This window comes from Blastococcus sp. KM273128, assembly GCF_021698975.1.
Lineage (GTDB): Bacteria > Actinomycetota > Actinomycetes > Mycobacteriales > Geodermatophilaceae > Blastococcus.
In genome coordinates this window covers 40231-57814 of record NZ_SSXA01000003.1, presented here as the reverse complement: position 1 = coordinate 57814, position 17584 = coordinate 40231, and the positions used below count along the sequence as shown (strand labels likewise).

Sequence of the window (17584 nt, the reverse complement as noted above, 5' to 3'; positions counted from 1 at the left end):
ACGGCCGCCTCCGGGCCCCGGCAGGTCCCCGCTCGCGCCCCGGGACGGAGGGGTCCGTCCCGTACCAGCGCCGCAGTTGTCCCGGTCCGGCACCGCACCTGCGCGGGTGCCCGGCTCGCTCGACGGCGTCCGGCGGAGGTCACTCGGCAGTGACGGAAAGCCCCGACGGACGTACTCACCGTAGGGGCCGTGACCCGGTCGTGACAATGCTCGGAACCACATTCGTGTAGTTCTTCCTGCGCGCAGAGTCACACGCGCCCCAGCGACCTGGGTGTTCCCGCCCGCCCCGGGAGCCGGCACCCGGCCGGACCCGTTTCGTCGCGGCCGCACCGGACCACTACCGGAGGATGGATCGCCGTGAGCCCGTCCCGTGACCGGCAGCCCGTGAGCCGGTGGTCCCGGGTGGCCGCGGTGCTGCGGGGTCTCCCCGCAGGGGTGCGGGAGCGGCTGCGGGGGCGCGACCTCATGCTGATCGCCGCCGGGCTCACCTTCTACGCGGGCATCGCCGTCGTGCCGCTGCTCGTGCTCTCGTTCGGGCTCACCGCCTGGATCACCTCGTCGGAGCGGGTGCGCGAGCTCGGCGAGCGGGTCGGCGACCTGCTGCCCGGCGAGCTGGGTGCGCCGGCGGCGGTCGACCGGCTGGTCGAGGCCGGCGCCGGCCTCGACCCGCTGGGAGCGCTGCTGGCCCTGCTCCCGATGTCCCTCTACGGCGAGGGCCTCCGCCGCGCCCTGCTGCGCTTCTCGTCGCGTCACGAGGGCCACACCGCCTGGCGGGGGCGGCTCGCCGCGCTGCCGCTCCTGCTCCTCGCCCCGGTGCTGCTCTACCCGCTGCTGCTCGCCGCGGCGCAGATGGCCGACCTCGCCGACCGCGGCGGCGCCCTGGCCACGCTCGGCCAGGTGGCGCTCGGCTACTACGCGGTGCTGGCGGCGCTGACGCTGCCGCTGGCCTGGGGGTTCCGCGTCGTCGGCGGGGGCCGGGTGCGGTGGCGCTCGCTGCTGGTCGGCGCCCTGTTCACCGCCGCCTGCCTGTCCGGCTTCCTCCAGGGCTTCGTGCTGTTCCTGGCGCTGCCGCTCGACCTCGGCGCGCCGTTCGGCGAGCTGGACGTCGTGGGCGGCGTGGTCGCGCTCGCGCTGTGGCTGTTCCTGCTCCACCTGGTCGTGCTGCTGGGCTGGCTCACCACCCAGACGCTGGACGAGCTCGCCGGCGCCCGGTCAGCGCCGCGGCGGGAAGGGGAACCGGTCCCGCCACGTCTCGGCTGACACGGGGCCGGCCGGCGGCTGCGGCTCCTCGGTGCCGGTGCCCGGGCCCGGCGGTGCCGGCGGGGGCGCGGGCGCCGGGTCGGGCACCGGTGGAGGCGGTGGTTCGGGCGCCGGCGGAGGAGGCGGGGGCGGCGGGACGTAGCGGGACCCGTTGCTGACCAGGATCGCGATGACCTGGCCCGGCACGGCGCGGCCACCGGCCGGCGGGCTGGTGCCGACGAGCGCGCCGGGGGCGAGGTCGCTGTCCACCCGAAGCACGCGGGGGACGAAGCCGGCGTCCTCGAGCACGGCCTGGCACGCGAACGGCTCGTCGCAGGACGGCACCCGGACGGTGTTCCCCCGGACCACCTCGGGGTCGGCGGGCGGGAAGTCGCTGCTGCCCCGGGCGGTGAGGACCGGCGCCATCGCGTCGTGCCAGATGGTGGCGCCCTTGCCCCCGCCGAAACCGCCGACGTCCTCGTTCTCCTTGGGGTTGAACACCATCACGCTGGCGGCGATCTCCGGCGTGTAGCCGACGAACGCCACCGAGACGTTCTCCTGGGTGGTGCCCGTCTTCCCGGCGATCTGGTGACCGGGCACGTACGCCCGCCGGCCGGTCTGGCCGCCGTAGCCCGGCTCGACGTCCTTGCGGAGCATCTGGTTGAGCGTGTCGGCCACGCCGGGCGGGATCGCCTCCGGCGTGCAGCGGTCGCCGCCCACCAGCGGCTCGCCGTCGGGGCCCAGCACCGGCTCCCCCTCCCGATCCAGCAGCGCGGTCACCGGGACGACCTCGCACCGGGTGCCCGAGGCCGCCAGCGTGGAGTACGCGCTGGCCAGGCCCAGCGGGCTGGTGGCCTCGGGGCCGAAGGCGAAGGAGCCGTTGTTCTCGTCGATCGTGCGCTGCGCCAGGCCGTCGGGACCGTAGGCGTAGAGCCCCATCCGCTCGGCCATCCGCACCGGCTCCTCGACGCTGCCCAGCGCGTCCTCCAGGGCGAGGAAGTAGGTGTTCGACGACTGGTAGAGCGCCGTCGTCAGGTCCAGCGAGGCCCGGTAGCTGCCGGAGTTGCGGACGTCGTAGAAGCCGCGGCCCTCCCGGTACACCCGGGAGACGTACGGGCTGGGCGCGGTGAGCGTGTACTCGGTGGAGTAGCCGCGCGCCAGCGCCGCCGCGGCCACGAACACCTTGTAGGTCGACCCGGCGCCCCGGCTGGGCAGCGCGTTCAGGTTGACCGACTCCTGCCGCTCGTCGCTCTCGTCGTGGCCGAAGAGGCGGTTGACGCTCATGGCCAGCAGGTGGCCGGTGCCCGGCTCCACCGCCGTGAAGGTGGCGGCCAGCGAGCTCTCCAGCGGCTGGTTCGCCAGCACGGCCGCGTCGCCGGCGCGCTGCAGGTCGGCGTCGAGCGTGGTCTGGACGACGTAGCCGTTGCGGTCGAGGTCGTCCTGGGTGAGGCCGAGCTCCTCGATCAGGTACCGCTGCACGAAGTCGCAGACGTAGGCGCCCACGGCGGCCTCGACGCACCCGCGGCGCGGTGCCGGGGCCGGGGCGAGGCCCAGCGGGGCGGCCGCGGCCTCGGCCTGCTGCTCGGGGGTGACGTACCCCTGCTCGGCCATGCGGGCCAGCACCTGGTTGCGCCGGACCGTGGCGCCCTCGGGGTCGGTGAAGGGATCGTGGTCCTGGGGGCTCTGCACCAGCCCGGCCAGCAGCGCGGCCTGGGGCAGGCTCAGCTCCGCGGCGTCGACGCCGAAGAACGCCTGGGCCGCCGGCTGCACGCCGTAGGCGTTCTGCCCGAAGTAGACGATGTTGAGGTAGCGGGTGAGCAGCTCGTCCTTGCTGTAGGTCGACTCCATCGCCAGCGCCAGCCGGGCCTCGCGCAGCTTGCGGCCGAAGGTCTTCTCGGTCGCCGCGTCGCGCTCCTCCTGGGTCCGCGCCGACTGCAGCAGGGTCTGCTTGACCAGCTGCTGGGTGAGCGTCGAGCCACCCTCCTCGACCTCGCCGGCGGCGATGTTGGTGACCAGGGCGCGCGTGGTGCCCTGCACGTCCAGCCCGCCGTGCTCGTAGAACCGCGCGTCCTCGACGGCGACCAGCGCCTGCCGCATGACCTCCGCGATCTGGTCGAACTCCACCGGCTCGCGGTTCTCCCGGTAGAAGGAGGTGATGACCTCGCCGTCGGCGGCGAGCACCACGGTGTTGCGGGCCGGCACCTCGACGGAGAACTCCTCCGGCGGCTCGCCGAGCAGCGCCGAGGAGCTGCGTGCGGCCAGGGCCGGCCCGCCCACCCAGGGCAGCAGGAGCCCGGCCACCAGGGCCCCGGCGACCAGGACGGCGCACGCGAGCCTGAGCAGGGTGCGACCCGTCCCCGTGCGCGACTCCATGACCCTCCTCCCGCCGAATGCCCAGCTCAGCAGGGTCGCCCGCGTTCCACAACGAACCTCGCGGCGGGACGCGCAACCGGAACCGTCCCGTCCGCCTCCCGGTCCCCGCCCGCCACCCGGCGCTCCAGGCCCCGGGTCGTCGGCGCGCGGGCCACGGCGTTGGATGGGGGCATGCCTGACTCGATGCTGGCCGGCCGGCTGGACGTGCGCACCCGTGAGTTCGCGGTGAAGGAGGTGCCCGTGCCGGTGCCCGGCCCCGGGGAGGTGCTGATCCAGGTCGCCGCGGCGGGGATCTGCCTCTCCGACGTCCACCTGATCGAGGGGCAGCTCTCGCCGCTGTTCCTCGCCGGCGACGAGGTGACGCTCGGCCACGAGGTCGCAGGCACCGTGGCCGTGCTCGGGGACGGGGTGACCGGCCTCGCCGAGGGGCAGCGGGTGCTGCTGCAGGCCGGGGAGGAGAAGGACGGCTGGATCCACACCCGCGGCGTCGACTACGACGGCGGCTGGGCGCAGTACGCCCTCGCCACGGCGGGGACGGTCGTGCCGATCCCGGACGACCTGCCGTTCGAGCAGGCGTGCATCGTGCCCGACGCGGTGTCGACGCCGTGGGCCTCGATCGTGCGGACGGCGCAGGTGCGGGCCGCACAGCCGGTCGGCGTCTGGGGCATCGGCGGGCTGGGCGCGCACGCGGTGCAGCTGCTGCGGCTGGCCGGGGCCGCCCCGATCGTCGCCGTCGACCCGGTGCCGGCCGCCCGTCAGCGGGCGCTGGACTTCGGCGCGGACCTCGCGCTGGACCCCGCCGAGGACATCGCGACCCGCGTCCGCGAGCTGACCGGTGGGGCGGGGCTGGCGTTCGCCTTCGACTTCGCCGGCGTCGCACCGGTGCGCGAGCAGGCTGTCCGCTGCCTGGAGCGGGACGGCGCCCTGGTGCTCGTCGGCCTCACCGACCAGCCGCTGGAGATCCGCAACGGCACCCAGTTCAGCTACTTCGGGCAGCGGATCCTTGGCCACTACGGCTCCGAGCCGGCCCACGTGGTCGAGCTGGTGGACCTGGTGCGGCACCACCGCCTGGACCTCTCCCGCTCCATCTCCGGCACCCTGCCCCTCACCGAGGCCGCCGACGGCGTGGCCCGGCTGGCGAACAAGGAGGGCAACCCGATCCGCCTCGTCATCACGCCGTGACACCGTCGCCCTCCGGGCGACACCGCGATGACTCCGTCGTCCTCCGGACGACACCGCGGCCAGGTGCCGTCCCCGGTCGCCGCTGAGCCGTTGCGTCGTGCCTGCGCGGACCCCTCCGGGGCCCACCACTCGGCACGACAGGGCTACTCGGGCTCGCGGATGAGCACCTGGACGGCGCGGAACTGCTTCGGGGTCTCCAGCAGCACCGCCTTCGTCGGCTCGCCCACGTCCAGGGCGGGGTCGCGGCGCAGGGCGGCCAGCGGTCGCAGCCGGGGGTCGGCGAGCACGTCGTCGGCCAGCCCCCGGTCGCCCCCGGTGAACAGCGCGGCCAGCCCCTCGACGTGCGGCAGCAGCACCCGGGCGGCGGTCTCCACCGCGTGCCCGACGACGGCGTCGGTCTGGTTGGCCCGCCGTCGCGCGAACCGCTGCTGCGACCAGCCACCGGCCGCCGTCCGGCCCTGCACCTGGCGGGCGTCGACCTTGGAGGCCACCAGCGCCCCGCCGTCGAAGACGCCGACCGCCCACCGGCCGCGGCGCACCAGCAGCACGGCGGCCCGGCGCGGGCGCCCCGCGGCGGCGGTGAAGCTGGCCAGCAGCGGGTTCTCCGGCGTCCAGCCGAACGGGGCGCGCAGCACGACGGTGGTCGTGTCCGCGCAGGTGATCCGCAGCCCGTCGTCGACCGGCTCGACCGCCGTGAACGCGCCGTGCCGCGTCGCGACGCCGTCCAGCCACCTGCCCAGCCGCTCGGGGGCCACCCCGAGCTGCCGCCCACCACCGGCAGCGGCCCGGGCGCGGGTCACCGGGACCGCAGCGCGAGCAGCCGGTCGAGCACGTCGCCCACCCGGAGGCCGTCGTGCTCGTGCTCGTTGGTCACCCAGGTGCGCACGTTCCCGACCTCCTCGGCCGTCTGCAGCGAGAGCCCGGCGTCGACGTACATGTCGTCGAAGTAGACCGCGGCGTCGACCGGCACCTCGTTGGCTGCCAGCCGGGCGGGGTCGTACAGCGCGGGGAACTCCTCGACCTCGGCGAGCGCGTGCGCGGCCGGGCCGAACGGCCGCAGCGAGGTGATCTCGTCGAACATCCAGGGGTAGACCATCTCGCCGGTGAACGGCAGCGGGCGGCGGTCACCGTCGAACTCCGGCCCCCGCTCCGCCTCCGCCGCCCAGCCGACCGGGCCGGGGCCCTGCGCGTAGATGCTCTCGTGCAGCGCCGCGTAGAGCGGGTTGTCCCAGTAGGCGGTGCGCCGGGCGACCTGGTCGAGAAAGGTGTCCGAGAGCCCGCCGTCGTCGTCGAGCGCCTCCTCGAAGAGCCAGTGCAGCTCCTCGGCGCCGTCCCGGGCCCCCAGCGCCTGGCCCACGGTCTGCAGACGGCGGACGGTGAGCCGGTCGCCGTCGGGCAGCGTCGCCGGGGCGGCGGCCAGCCGGTCGGCGACGGCGGCGACCCGCTCGACGTCCCCGGGGTAGCGCGCGTAGAACCGCCGGGTCTTCGCCGCCACCCGCGGGTAGGTGCGGCGGTAGACCTCGCGGGCGTCGGCGCGCAGGCCCGCCAGCCCCCCGGTGACCAGGCAGCGGGTCAGCCCCTCCGGCGCCCGCGAGAGGTAGGTGAGGGTGATGAAACCGCCGTAGCTCTGCCCGAGGGTGGTCCAGCGGCGCCCGTCGTAGAGGGTGCGCCGGACGTGCTCGGCGTCGGCCACGATGGAGTCGGCGCGGAAGGCGAGCAGGTGCCGGGCGGCCGAGCCGGCGTCGGGGAACCGGCTGATCCCGGCGCCGGTCACGCGGGAGCTGCGGCCGGTGCCGCGCTGGTCGAGCAGGACGACGCGGTACTCGCGCAGCGCCCGCTCGATCCAGCCGCCGCGGGTGGGGCGCGGCGACCTGCCGCCGGGGCCGCCCTGGAGGAAGAGCAGCAGCGGGAGGTCGTCGGCACGCCGGTCGGGGTGGACCAGCTCGCGGACGAAGACGTCGACGGTCCCGCCGTCGTCGGGGGCCCCCCGGTGCAGCGGCACGGTGACCGACCGCTCGCGCACGTGCGCCCCGGGGAGCGCGTACTCCTGCACGGCGTCGCCGCTCAGCGGGCCAGCGCCGGCTCGGCGGCGTGCTCGGCCGGCACGTGGAGAAGGCGCTGGTAGGCACCGACGACGACCGCGGCCACCCCCGCGGCCACGATCGCGACGACGAACGCCCGGTTGGCGCCGGCGACGTCGACGATCTTGCCGGCGACCGAGGCGCCCACGGCCACGCCCAGGCCCAGCGCGGTGCCGATCCAGGTGAACGCCTCGGTCACCGCCGACCGGGGCACGAGGAGCTCGGCCAGGGTGAACGAGCTGATCAGCGAGGGCGAGACGGCGATCCCGGCGACGACCACGAAGGGCACCATCAGCCAGACGCCGTCGATGAACAGCAGCGGGACGACGAGCACGGTGAGCAGCACGAGCGCGCCGACCAGCCGCAGCCGCAGCGGCAGCTGCCAGTGGATGGCGCCCCAGCCGATGCCGCTGGCCATCGAACCGACCGCCAGGCTGGCGATGAGCACCCCGGACAGCGCCATCGCGTCCTGCTCGTCGGCGAAGGCCACGAGGGCGATCTCGAGCGTGCCGAGGATGGCGCCCACGGCCGCCCCGACGACGAAGAGCACCCGCAGACCCCGGGTGCGGATCGCGGACGGCCCCTGCCGGCTGGCGTGCCCGTGCGGCTCGGGCTCGGTGCGGCGCTGCGCGGCGAACAGCAGGCTGCCGACGGCGGCGAGGGTGAACGCCGTCACCACGCCGGAGGTCGCGTGCCCGGTGGTCGAGAGGAAGGTCACCAGCACCGGGCCGACGATGAAGACGAACTCGTCGACGACGGACTCCATCGACAGCGCCGTGTGCAACCGGTGGCTGCCGCGCAGCAGGTGGGTCCACCGGACGCGGATCATCGAGGAGACCGGCGGGATGCACGCCCCGGCCAGCCCCGCGGAGAGGAAGGTCAGCAGCAGCGACCAGCCCTCCCGCACGGAGAAGAGGAAGACCACCCCGGAGAGCACGAACACGGCCAGCACCGGGAGCAGCACCCGCCGCTGGCCGTGGGTGTCGGCCCACCGCCCCAGCAACGGCCCCGCCGCCGCCGTCGTCACCGCGCCGGTCGCCGCCACGGCACCACCGAGGCCGTAGGAGCCGGTCTCGTCCGCGACCAGCAGGACCGAGCCCAGGCCGACCATCGAGAGGGGCAACCGTCCGATGAAGGCAGCGAGCACCATCGGCAGGGCGTGCGGTGTGCGCAGCACCTGCAGGTAGGGATTGGGCACGAGCGGGGTTGCCTCCGGGAACGGGAAGGGGCCCAGCCACGCTAACCGACCGTGGCCGCGCGCGCCGCGACGGCGACCCGTGGCGCCGCCCGGGGGCGGACGACGGAGGGCCCGGACCGCGGCTGCGGTCCGGGCCCTTGCGACGTGCTGGAACGGGCCCCCTGCAAGGCCCCGCCGCGAGCGTGCGAGTGGTGGGGGGCAGGGGGTGTTTCTTCAGGCCAGGCGGCTCTTGAGGATCTCCAGCTCGTCCCACATGGTGCTGGGCAGCTTCTCGCCGAACTTCTCGAACCACTCGGTGATCTGCGGGATCTCCTCGCGCCACTCCTCGGGCTTGACGGCGAGGGCCTGCTCGACCTGCTCGGTGGTCATGTCCAGGCCGGAGACGTCGAGCGAGTCCGCCGTGGGCACGTGGCCCACCGGCGTCTCGACGGCGGCCGCGGTGCCCTCGAGGCGCTCGATGACCCACTTGAGCACGCGGCTGTTCTCGCCGAAGCCCGGCCAGAGGAAGCCACCGTCGGCGTCCCGGCGGAACCAGTTGACGTAGAAGATCTTCGGCAGCTTGCTGGCGTCGTGCATCTTGCCGGTCTCGACCCAGTGGCCGAAGTAGTCACCGGCGTTGTAGCCGATGAACGGCAGCATCGCGAACGGGTCGCGGCGGACGACGCCGACCGCGCCGGTGGCGGCGGCGGTGGTCTCCGAGGAGAGCGTCGCGCCCATGAACACGCCGTGGTTCCAGTCCCGGGCCTCGGTGACCAGCGGGATCGTGGTCTTGCGCCGGCCGCCGAAGAGGATCGCCGAGATCGGCACGCCCTTCGGGTCGTCGTACTCCGGCGCCAGGATCGGGCACTGGGTGATCGGCGTGCAGAAGCGGCTGTTCGGGTGGCTGGACAGCTCGTCGCTGTCCGGCGTCCAGTCCCGGCCCTTCCAGTCGGTGAGGTGCGCCGGCGGCTCGTCGGTCATGCCCTCCCACCAGACGTCGCCGTCGTCGGTGAGCGCGACGTTGGTGAACACCGAGTTGCCCTTGTCGATGGTGCGCATGGCGTTCGGGTTCGTGTCCCACCCGGTGCCCGGCGCGACGCCGAACAGGCCGTACTCGGGGTTGAGCGCGTAGAGGCGGCCGTCCTCGCCGAAGCGCATCCAGGCGATGTCGTCGCCCAGGGTCTCGACCTTCCAGCCGGGGATGGTCGGCTCGAGCATCGCCAGGTTGGTCTTCCCGCAGGCGCTCGGGAAGGCGGCGGCGATGTAGTAGGTCTTCTGCTGCGGGTTGGTGAGCTTGAGGATCAGCATGTGCTCGGCCAGCCAGCCCTCGTCGCGCGCCATGACCGAGGCGATGCGCAGCGAGTAGCACTTCTTCCCCAGCAGCGCGTTGCCGCCGTAGCCGGAGCCGTAGGACCAGATGGCCCGCTCCTCGGGGAAGTGCACGATGTACTTGGTGTCGCTGCAGGGCCACGGCACGTCGGCCTGACCGGGCTCCAACGGGGCGCCGAGGGAGTGCATCGCCGGCACGAAGGGCCGGTCGGAGCCCATGGCCTCGAGGATGCGGCTGCCGATGCGGGCCATCACGCGCATGGAGACGACGACGTACTCGGAGTCGGTGAGCTCGACGCCGAACATCGGGTTCTCGGCCTCGACCGGGCCCATGCAGAAGGGGATGACGTACATCGTCCGGCCGCGCATGGAGCCCCGGTACAGCTCGGTCATGACCGACTTCATCTCGCCCGGGTCCATCCAGTTGTTGGTGGGACCCGCGTCGGCCTCGTCGACCGAGCAGATGAAGGTGCGGTCCTCGACGCGCGCGACGTCGCTGGGGTCGGAGGCGCACCAGAAGGAGTTGGGCTTCTTCTCCAGCGGCGTGAAGGTGCCCGCGTCGACGAGCTTCCGGGTGAGCCGCTCCCACTCCTCGTCGGTGCCGTCTACCCAGACCACCTCGTCGGGGGTCGTGAGCTCGGCCATCTCCCGCACCCAGGCCAGCAGCCGGGCGTGCGTCGTGGGGGCGTTCTCCAGACCTGGGGTGGCCACGGTGGTCACGGCGTCTCCATCCTCTGCGTCGCCGGTGCGGATCCCCGCTCCGACGGTGGTGCCCTGCGATCCGCGGCCGCCGGGACGGCCGTTCGGATCGGGTCAGGCTACAAGCGCGGGAACGCACCTGTAACCGAGACAAATGTTACGTATAGGACGTCTACCGCTCAGCCCGGAACAGTCTGGTACAAGGCGGCGTTCGCCACACTTCGTGACTTCCTCCACCCTCCTCTCGCCGTTCCGTCTCCGTGATGCGACGCTGCGCAACCGCCTCGCCGTGGCCCCGATGTGCCAGTACTCGGTCACCGACGGCTACGTCGGCGACTACCACCTCGTGCACCTGGGCCGGTTCGCCCTCGGCGGCTTCGGGCTCGTGATCGTGGAGGCGACGGGGGTGACGCCGGAGGGGCGGATCAGCCACGGCGACGTCGGCCTGTGGTCCGACGACCAGGTGCCGGGGCTGGCGCGGGTCGTGGACTTCCTGCACGCCGAGGGCGCCGCGGCCGGCATCCAGCTCGCCCACGCCGGCGCCAAGGCGAGCAGCCGGCGCCCGTGGGAGGGCTCCGGGCCGGTGACCGCGGAGGACGCCCGCCCCGGCGAGGCGCCGTGGCCCACGGTCTCGGCCTCCGCCGTCCCCGCCGGGCCGGGGTGGCCGGTGCCGCACGCGCTGACCGCCGAGGGGCTGGCTGAGGTGCGCGAGGCGTTCGCCGCCGCCGCCCGCCGGGCCGACGCCGCCGGGTTCGACGTCGTGGAGGTGCACGCCGCGCACGGCTACCTGCTGCACCAGTTCCTCTCCCCGTTGAGCAACGTGCGCGAGGACGCGTACGGCGGCTCGCGGGAGGGGCGGATGCGGTTCCCGCTCGAGGTGGTCGACGCCGTCCGTGCCGCCTGGCCGGCGGGCAAGCCGCTGCTGGTGCGCGTCTCCGCCGTCGACGGCTCCGGGGAGGGGCTCACCGTCGAGGACACCGTCGCCTTCGCCCGCGAGCTGCGCGCCCGCGGGGTCGACGTCGTCGACGTCTCCGGCGGGGGCCTGGGCGGCGCGTGGGAGCACCCGATCGGCTACGGCTACCAGGTGCCCTACGCCGCGGCGGTCCGCGAGCAGGCCGACATCGCCACCATGGCCGTGGGGCTGGTGGTCGACGCCCGCCAGGCCGAGGCGATCGTGGCCGGCGGGGCGGCCGACCTGGTGGCGGTCGCCCGGGAGGCGCAGGACGACCCGAACTTCGCCGTGCACGCCGCCCGGGAGCTCACCGACGCCTACGACGCCTACCCGGTGCAGGCCGGGCCGCGGCTCGCCTCGCGCGACCGCCTGCTCGGCCGGCTCGGACCGTGGACCGGCCCCGACCCGGTGCAGACGAGGGACCCCGCGTGAGCCCGCTCAGCTGCGCCCGTAGACCGGGCCGACCTGCCCGTAGAAGTCGTCCCACTCGCCGGGCACCGGCCGGCCGCTGACCTCGGCGTCGAGCTTGTCGAGGTACCAGTGCCAGCCCATTGCGAAGTCGGTGACCTCGGTGCCGGCGGCGAAGTACTGGACGAAGCGCAGGACCGTGCGGTCCCCCTCCGCGAACAGGTCCAGGTCGATCCGCCAGACGCCGGAGCCCTCCTGCTCCTGCACCCACTGCACGACCAGCCGCCGCGGCGGGTCGCACTCGACGACGGTCATCGGCTCCCCCACCGGCTCGTCCTCGTGGGTCATCGTGAAGGTGCCCGACCCGCCGGGGCGCCGCTCGCCGTCGTAGGTGCCGATCCAGCTCGCCAGGCGGTCGGGCTCGGTGAGCGCGGCCCAGACGTCGTCGATCGGGTCGGGCCAGCTGCGGCGGAACTCCAGCCGGCGCCGGCCGTCGGCCTCGGTGGTGACGGTGCCCCGCCGGGCTCCCAGGTCTGCGTCCTCGGTGCGCGGGTTCATCCCGGTCCTCTCTGTCTGCGCGCCCGCCGGCCGCGGGCGATCTCGGTGTCGAGGGCGTCCAGCCGCTGCGCCCACAGGTCGCGGTAGGGCTCCAGCCAGTCGTCGATCTCCCGCAGCGGCCGCGGGTCGAGCGAGTAGCGGCGCTCGCGCCCGTCGGCGCGCACGCGCACCAGCCCGGCCTCCCGCAGCACCCGGAGGTGCCGGCTGATCGCCGGACGGCTGACCGGGAACGGTGCCGCGAGCTCGCCCGCCGTCCGCTCCCCGGCCGCGAGCAACCCGACCAGCTCCCGCCGGATCGGGTCCGCCAGCGCCTGCAACGCCTCCACGCGTCATGCGTAACACATTGGTTACGCGTTGGTCCAGGGGTTGGCCCGCGGCGCCCCGGGAATGGAGCGGTCCATGACCGTCACCGATCCGGACACGCCCGACCCGCTCAACGACCCCCGCACGCTGCAGGCCGACCCGGGCGCCTACGGCGAGGGCGAGGACCTCGCCTCCGCCGGGGACGACCCGTCGTCGACCGGCGAGGAGGAGCTGCCCACCAGCGCGAACCTGCAGGACGAGGCGGGCGGCAGCGACGTCACCGGTGGCGCCTTCGACGGCGACCCGCCGGGCTGACCGTGTGACGGACCGGTCCCGCCGGGGTAAGGCGGCCCCGTCCCACCCACCTGAACCGAGGAGGACCGATGGCCACCGGTGAGACCGGCTTCGAGGACGTCTTCTACGACCTCGTCTCCGTCCAGTACCACTCGCTCAAGGCCGGGCACGACTACGGCCAGTACGTCCGGGACGCCGAGAACGCGGGCCTGGACGACGTCGCGGCGTTCTTCCGCGAGGTCATGGAGCAGGACTCCCAGCGCGCCAAGCGCTGCCACGAGTTCCTCGGCCGGCTCCAGGGCACCTCGCAGGGCGGCCCGGCCACGCAGTAGAGGGCAGGATGCGGTCGTGATCTCGACCGCGCTCACCCGCCGTTTCGCCCTCGCCACGCCGGTCGTCGGGGCACCGATGGCCGGCGTGGCCGGGGGTGCGCTCGCCCGGGCGGTGTCGCTCGGCGGCGGGCTCGGCATGATCGGCGTCGGTGCGGCGACGCCGGCGTCCTTCGTGGTCGAGCAGTGCGCCGTCCCCCGCTCGGACGGGCTCCCGTTCGGCGTCGGGCTGATGGCGTGGGCCCTGCCGGACCGGCCCGACCTCCTCGACGCCACGCTCCGGGCGACCCCCGACCTGGTCTCGATCTCGTTCGGGGACCCGGCGCCCTGGGTCCCGCACCTGCACGACGCCGGTATCACCGTCGCGACGCAGGTCAACACCGTCGCGGACCTGCACCGCGCGCTGGCCGCGGGGGTCGACCTCGTGGTGGCCCAGGGCAGCGAGGCCGGCGGGCACACCGGGCAGCGCGCGACCCTGCCCCTGCTGCAGGAGGTGCTCGCGCTGACCGACCGGCCGGTGCTGGCCGCCGGCGGCATCGCCACCGGCGCGGGGATGGCCGCCGCCCTGGCCGCGGGCGCGGCGGGCGTCTGGGTCGGCACCCCCCTGCTGGCCTGCCCGGAGGGCCTCAACTCCCCCGCCGCCCGGGAGCGGGTGCGCGCGGCGGCCGGCGAGGAGACCGTGCTGACCCGGGCGTTCGACGTCGCCGAGGGCATCCCGTGGCCGGAGCGGTGGCCCGGCCGCGCGCTGGTCAACGACTTCTCCCGCGCCTGGCACGGCCGCGAGGCGGAGCTGGTCCACGACGCCGGGGCGCGGCAGCGGGTCGTGGACGGTCGCCGGAGCGGGGACCCGGCGACCGCCCCGGTCTACGCGGGCGAGTCGGTCGGCCTGGTCACCGCGGAGCGCCCGGCCGCCGAGGTGGTGCGGGAGCTGGACGCCGGGGCCGAGCGGGCGCTGCGCGCGGTGGCGGAGCTCCTGGATGGCCCGCCGACCCCATGATCACCGTGCAGTCGTCGGCCCCTCGGGCCCCTGCGAGGGGCCGGGGGCTGCACACCCGCGCAGCGGTGCGGGGAGTTCAGACGGCGCAGCTGTCGTCGGTGCAGCCGTCGGCCGGGGGCACGGTGACCAGCGGGTTGGCGTCGGCCCAGGCGCGCTCGAGCACCTGCAGCAGCAGCTCGGCCGGCTGGGCGCCCGCGGCGCCGTACTTCCGGTCGACGACGAAGAACGGCACACCGGTGGCACCGAGCGACTGCGCGGTGGCGCTGTCCTGGCGCACCGCGGCGAGGTAGCGCCGGTCGGTCAGCGCCGACCGGATCTCCGCCTCGTCGAGGCCGACCTGGACGCCCAGGGGGACGAGTGAGTCGACGTCGAAGACGGGACGCCCCTCCTCGAAGTAGGCGTGCAGCAGGAGCTCCTTGAGCTCGTTGCGCTTCCCGTGCTCGGCTGCCAGGTGCAGCAGCTCGTGGGCGAGCAGGGTGTTGCCGCTCACCGCGTCGGCCAGGTGGTACTCCAGCCCCTCGCCGGCCGCGACCTCCTCCACCTGCGCCATGTTCGCGCGCATCTGCTCGACGCTCGTGCCGTACTTGCGGGCGAGCGCCGGCAGCGTCGGGTGGGTCTCGCCCTCGGGGGCGGTGGGGTCGAGCTGGAAGGACCGCCAGACCACCTCGACCTGGTCCCGGTGCGGGAACCGCTCGAGCGCGGCCTCCAGCCGGCGCTTGCCGATGTAGCACCACGGACAGACGACGTCGGACCACACCTCGACCTGCATGCCCGCCCCAACCCCGCCGCGGCGGCGGGCATTCCGCGGGGTCACGCGTCCGGGGGGTGCGCCTCCGCGCGGGCCCGGCCGTCCCCGGGCGTCGGGTCGAGGAAGACGTACCGGACCCCGGGGTGGCGGGCGACCAGCCGCCGCTCGGCCTCGTCGGAGGCCCGCTCGATGTCGGCCACCGAGGCGTCGTCGGCGAAGTCCACCTTCGCCGAGACGATGAGCTGCCCCGGGCCGATCACGGAGGTGAGCAGGAACGGGACGTCGACCACCTGCGGCAGCGCGGCGATCTCGGCGCGCAATCCGTCCGCGATCCGCGGGGGCACCGACTGCCCGATCAGAAGCGAGACGTTGGCCCGCGCCAGGGAGCCCGCGACGAGCAGCAGCAGCACGCCGATGGTGACCGCCGCGACGCCGTCCCACACGGGGTTCCCGGTGAGCTGCTCGAGGAAGAGGCCCAGCGCGGCGAGCACCAGGCCGACCAGGGCGGCCGCGTCCTCGAAGGTCACGGCCTTCACCGTGGTGTCGCTGGTCTGGGAGAGGTACCGGCGCCACGTCGTCCCCCACCGCCGCGCCGAGGCGCGCACCTGCCCCACGGCCTTGAGCAGGGAGGCGCCCTCCAGCACGAAGGCGAGCCCGAGGACGACGTAGGCGACCAGCGGATCGCCCTGCTCCTCGCCGCCGGCGATGGTCTCGACGCCCTGCCAGAAGGAGAAGCCGGCGCCGAGGGTGAAGGTGGCCAGGCAGGCGAGCAGCGCCCAGAAGTAGGTCTCCCGGCCGTAGCCGACGGGGTGCCGCGCGTCGGGTGCCCGATCGCCGCGCTTGAGCGCGATGAACAGGAGCACCTCGGTGACCGTGTCGGCCAGCGAGTGCGCCGCCTCGGACAGCATCGCCGAGGAGTGGCTGAGCAGGCCGCCGACCAGCTTGGCGATCGCGATGCCGAGGTTCGCCAGCCCGGCGACGACGACGGTGCCGGTGGACTCGGCGCCCTTCCCCGCGGCCTCGGCCAGCAGCGCGTGCTCCGGGGCGGGAGCCGGTTGCGTCATGGAACCACCGGTTCCCCGGGGCCGCCCGGTGCATGCGCCGGGCGGCTCCGGTGCGATCAGCCCCCGGTGAAGGAGCGGACGCCGACGAGGTCGACGACGAAGACGAGCGTCGCACCCGGCTTGATCACGCCACCGGCGCCGCGGTCGCCGTAGGCCTTGTGCGCCGGGATGGTCAGCCGGCGGCGGCCGCCGACCTTCATCCCGACGATGCCCTCGTCCCAGCCCTGGATGACCATGCCGACGCCGACCCGGAACTCCAGCGGGTCGCCGCGGTCCCAGGAGGCGTCGAACTGCTCGCCGCCCTCGTGGGTGACGCCCACGTAGTGGGTGCTGACCAGGTCACCGGCCTTGGCCTCCTCGCCGTCGCCGACGACGAGGTCCTCGATCACCAGGTCGTCGGGGGCCGGCCCGGTCGGCGGCTCGACCTCGGGTCGGGTCAGCTCAGCCACGGTTCTCCCTCCCGCGCCGGGGCGGTCCCGGCGCCGTCGTCCCCCATCCAAGCAGCGCTCGGCGGCTCCGGCTCGGGCCGGCCGACGTCGAGCGGGTGGGCGATCTCGTCGGCGGGCAGCCGCGCGGCCACGATGGCCACGACGGCGAGCACCGGCGGCACCAGCCCCGCGATCAGGAAGGCCCCCGATCGCCCGACCAGCTCGCTGAGCGGCCCGGCGAGCGCCATCGACAGCGGCATGAGGCTCAGCGAGACGAAGAAGTCGAGGCTCGACACCCGGCCGAGCAGGGCCGGCGGCACCCGGCGCTGCAGCAGCGTGCCCCAGATGACCATGCCCGCCTGGAAGGTCGCGCCCGCGGCCGCGGCGGCCACGAGCATGATCACGAGGTCGGTGGTGAACCCGAAGACGACCATCGGCACGCAGCCCACGCCCCACAGCAGGTTCATCACCGTGAGGTAGCGGCGCGGCAACCGCCACGACGCGACGAGCAGCGAACCGAGCGCCCCGCCCAGCCCGAACGCGGCCAGCACCCACGCGTGCTGGCTCGCGCCGCCGCCGGCGTCCTCGATGGCGAAGGGGACGAGCACCTCGAACGGCCCGATGAAGGCGAGCAGCATGAAGGCCGCGAACAGCAGCGTGGCCAGCAGCCACGGCGTCGCGACGACGTAGCGGACGCCCTCGCGCACGTCGGCCAGCAGACCCGGCGGCACGCCGTCGACGTGCTCCCGGCGCACCGGCGTCAGCGGCAGCGCGAGCAGGAAGGCGGCCGCGAGGAAGGCCGCCAGGGCGGTGCCGGCCATCGCCGCGCCCGGGGACCAGGCGGCGACGAGGAACCCGGCGACCGCCGGCCCCGCCGCCTGGCCGAGCACCGGGCGCACCGCTCCCTCCAGCCCGTTCACCGCCAGCAGGTCGCCCTCGGGGACGAGCGCCGGGACCAGGGCGGAGTACGCCGGGTAGAACAGCCCGAGCGCCGCGCCGTCGACCAGGGCGACCGCCGCCAGCTGCCACAGCTCCAGGACTCCGGTGAGCGAGAGGGCGGCGGCCACGGCGGTGGCGCCGCCCTGCAGCAGCGCCACGAGCAGCAGCAGGTGGCGCTGGGACACCCGGTCGGCCAGCGCCCCGCCGAGCAGCGTCATGACCAGCATGCCGCCGGAGCTCAGCGCGGCGACGAGCGACAGCGCGCCGGGGCCGCCGCCGAGCGCGACGACCTGCCACACCATCGCGATCGCCCACAGCCCCTGGGTGAGCAGCGAGAGCGCCATCGCCGCCGCGAGCAGCCGGTAGGAGCGGTGCCGCAACGGCGCCAGGGCGCGTGGCAGCGTCATCGCACTCCTCCGTCGGTGGTCAGCGCGCCCAGCGTGGGCCACGGGTACGACAGGACGCACGCCGTTTCCCCGACGGC

17 protein-coding genes are annotated in these 17584 nt (G+C 74.7%); 6 read left to right on the top strand and 11 right to left on the bottom strand.

Features of this window, described 5'->3' with window-relative positions; genetic code table 11:
* Window positions 1-357: 357 nt before the first annotated feature.
* Window positions 358-1260 carry a YhjD/YihY/BrkB family envelope integrity protein gene (locus E9529_RS01780; protein ID WP_236829392.1) on the top strand — a complete coding sequence of 301 codons (903 nt, stop codon included), beginning with the start codon at window positions 358-360 and terminating at the stop codon, window positions 1258-1260.
* Here E9529_RS01780 and E9529_RS01775 read toward each other — a convergent pair.
* The gene (locus E9529_RS01775; protein ID WP_304505555.1) at window positions 1213-3612 is read right to left on the bottom strand and encodes a transglycosylase domain-containing protein; all 2400 of its coding nucleotides are present in this window, start codon (window positions 3610-3612) and stop codon (window positions 1213-1215) included. The genes E9529_RS01780 and E9529_RS01775 overlap by 48 nt on opposite strands.
* A 171-nt stretch (window positions 3613-3783) precedes the next feature.
* Here E9529_RS01775 and E9529_RS01770 point away from each other — a divergent pair, with 171 nt between their 5' ends.
* Window positions 3784-4794, top strand: a complete 1011-nt coding sequence (locus E9529_RS01770) for a zinc-binding dehydrogenase (RefSeq protein ID WP_236829391.1) — start codon at window positions 3784-3786, stop codon at window positions 4792-4794.
* Window positions 4795-4937: 143 nt separating this feature from the next.
* Here the strand turns inward: E9529_RS01770 and E9529_RS01765 are convergent, their stop codons facing one another.
* The 4 genes from E9529_RS01765 to E9529_RS01750 all read right to left on the bottom strand — a co-directional run bounded on the left by E9529_RS01765 (window position 4938) and on the right by E9529_RS01750 (window position 10101).
* Window positions 4938-5594 carry an acVLRF1 family peptidyl-tRNA hydrolase gene (locus E9529_RS01765; RefSeq protein WP_236829390.1) on the bottom strand — a complete coding sequence of 219 codons (657 nt, stop codon included), beginning with the start codon at window positions 5592-5594 and terminating at the stop codon, window positions 4938-4940.
* Complete coding sequence (locus E9529_RS01760) at window positions 5591-6847, bottom strand: alpha/beta fold hydrolase (RefSeq protein ID WP_236829389.1); 1257 nt, start codon at window positions 6845-6847, stop codon at window positions 5591-5593. The genes E9529_RS01765 and E9529_RS01760 overlap by 4 nt, the downstream gene beginning before the upstream one ends.
* An 11-nt stretch (window positions 6848-6858) precedes the next feature.
* Window positions 6859-8073: an MFS transporter gene (locus tag E9529_RS01755; protein WP_236829388.1), complete on the bottom strand. Its 1215-nt coding sequence runs from the start codon at window positions 8071-8073 to the stop codon at window positions 6859-6861.
* Window positions 8074-8286: 213 nt separating this feature from the next.
* Window positions 8287-10101 (bottom strand): phosphoenolpyruvate carboxykinase (GTP), encoded by a 1815-nt coding sequence (locus E9529_RS01750; RefSeq protein WP_236829387.1) that lies wholly within the window; start codon window positions 10099-10101, stop codon window positions 8287-8289.
* A gap of 202 nt (window positions 10102-10303) precedes the next feature.
* On the opposite strand from E9529_RS01750, the gene E9529_RS01745 reads away from it, so the two are divergent.
* On the top strand, window positions 10304-11464 hold the full coding sequence (locus E9529_RS01745; protein WP_236829386.1) for an NADH:flavin oxidoreductase/NADH oxidase: 1161 nt from the start codon (window positions 10304-10306) through the stop codon (window positions 11462-11464).
* Window positions 11465-11470: 6 nt separating this feature from the next.
* Here E9529_RS01745 and E9529_RS01740 read toward each other — a convergent pair whose 3' ends face one another.
* Window positions 11471-11998, bottom strand: a complete 528-nt coding sequence (locus E9529_RS01740; protein ID WP_236829385.1) for an SRPBCC family protein — start codon at window positions 11996-11998, stop codon at window positions 11471-11473.
* Window positions 11995-12324: a helix-turn-helix transcriptional regulator gene (locus E9529_RS01735; RefSeq protein ID WP_236829384.1), complete on the bottom strand. Its 330-nt coding sequence runs from the start codon at window positions 12322-12324 to the stop codon at window positions 11995-11997. The genes E9529_RS01740 and E9529_RS01735 overlap by 4 nt, the downstream gene beginning before the upstream one ends.
* A gap of 73 nt (window positions 12325-12397) precedes the next feature.
* On the opposite strand from E9529_RS01735, the gene E9529_RS01730 reads away from it, so the two are divergent.
* From E9529_RS01730 to E9529_RS01720, 3 genes are all read left to right on the top strand, one after another.
* A complete protein-coding gene (locus tag E9529_RS01730; RefSeq protein WP_236829383.1) occupies window positions 12398-12616 on the top strand; it encodes a hypothetical protein in 219 nt (72 codons plus the stop codon).
* Between the two features lie 68 nt (window positions 12617-12684).
* Window positions 12685-12927 (top strand): acyl carrier protein, encoded by a 243-nt coding sequence (locus tag E9529_RS01725; RefSeq protein WP_236829382.1) that lies wholly within the window; start codon window positions 12685-12687, stop codon window positions 12925-12927.
* A gap of 16 nt (window positions 12928-12943) precedes the next feature.
* Window positions 12944-13921, top strand: a complete 978-nt coding sequence (locus tag E9529_RS01720; protein WP_236829381.1) for a nitronate monooxygenase family protein — start codon at window positions 12944-12946, stop codon at window positions 13919-13921.
* Window positions 13922-13997: 76 nt separating this feature from the next.
* Here E9529_RS01720 and E9529_RS01715 read toward each other — a convergent pair whose 3' ends face one another.
* The 4 genes from E9529_RS01715 to E9529_RS01700 are packed head-to-tail and all read right to left on the bottom strand — an operon-like array spanning window position 13998 to window position 17507.
* A complete protein-coding gene (locus E9529_RS01715; protein WP_236829380.1) occupies window positions 13998-14690 on the bottom strand; it encodes a DsbA family oxidoreductase in 693 nt (230 codons plus the stop codon).
* A 41-nt stretch (window positions 14691-14731) separates the two neighbouring features.
* The gene (locus tag E9529_RS01710) at window positions 14732-15733 is read right to left on the bottom strand and encodes a cation diffusion facilitator family transporter (protein WP_236829379.1); all 1002 of its coding nucleotides are present in this window, start codon (window positions 15731-15733) and stop codon (window positions 14732-14734) included.
* Window positions 15734-15789: 56 nt separating this feature from the next.
* Window positions 15790-16182, bottom strand: a complete 393-nt coding sequence (locus E9529_RS01705) for an FKBP-type peptidyl-prolyl cis-trans isomerase (RefSeq protein ID WP_308195244.1) — start codon at window positions 16180-16182, stop codon at window positions 15790-15792.
* A complete protein-coding gene (locus tag E9529_RS01700; RefSeq protein WP_236829378.1) occupies window positions 16170-17507 on the bottom strand; it encodes an MFS transporter in 1338 nt (445 codons plus the stop codon). Before E9529_RS01700 ends, E9529_RS01705 begins: the two co-directional genes overlap by 13 nt.
* Between the last annotated feature and the right edge of the window lie 77 nt (window positions 17508-17584).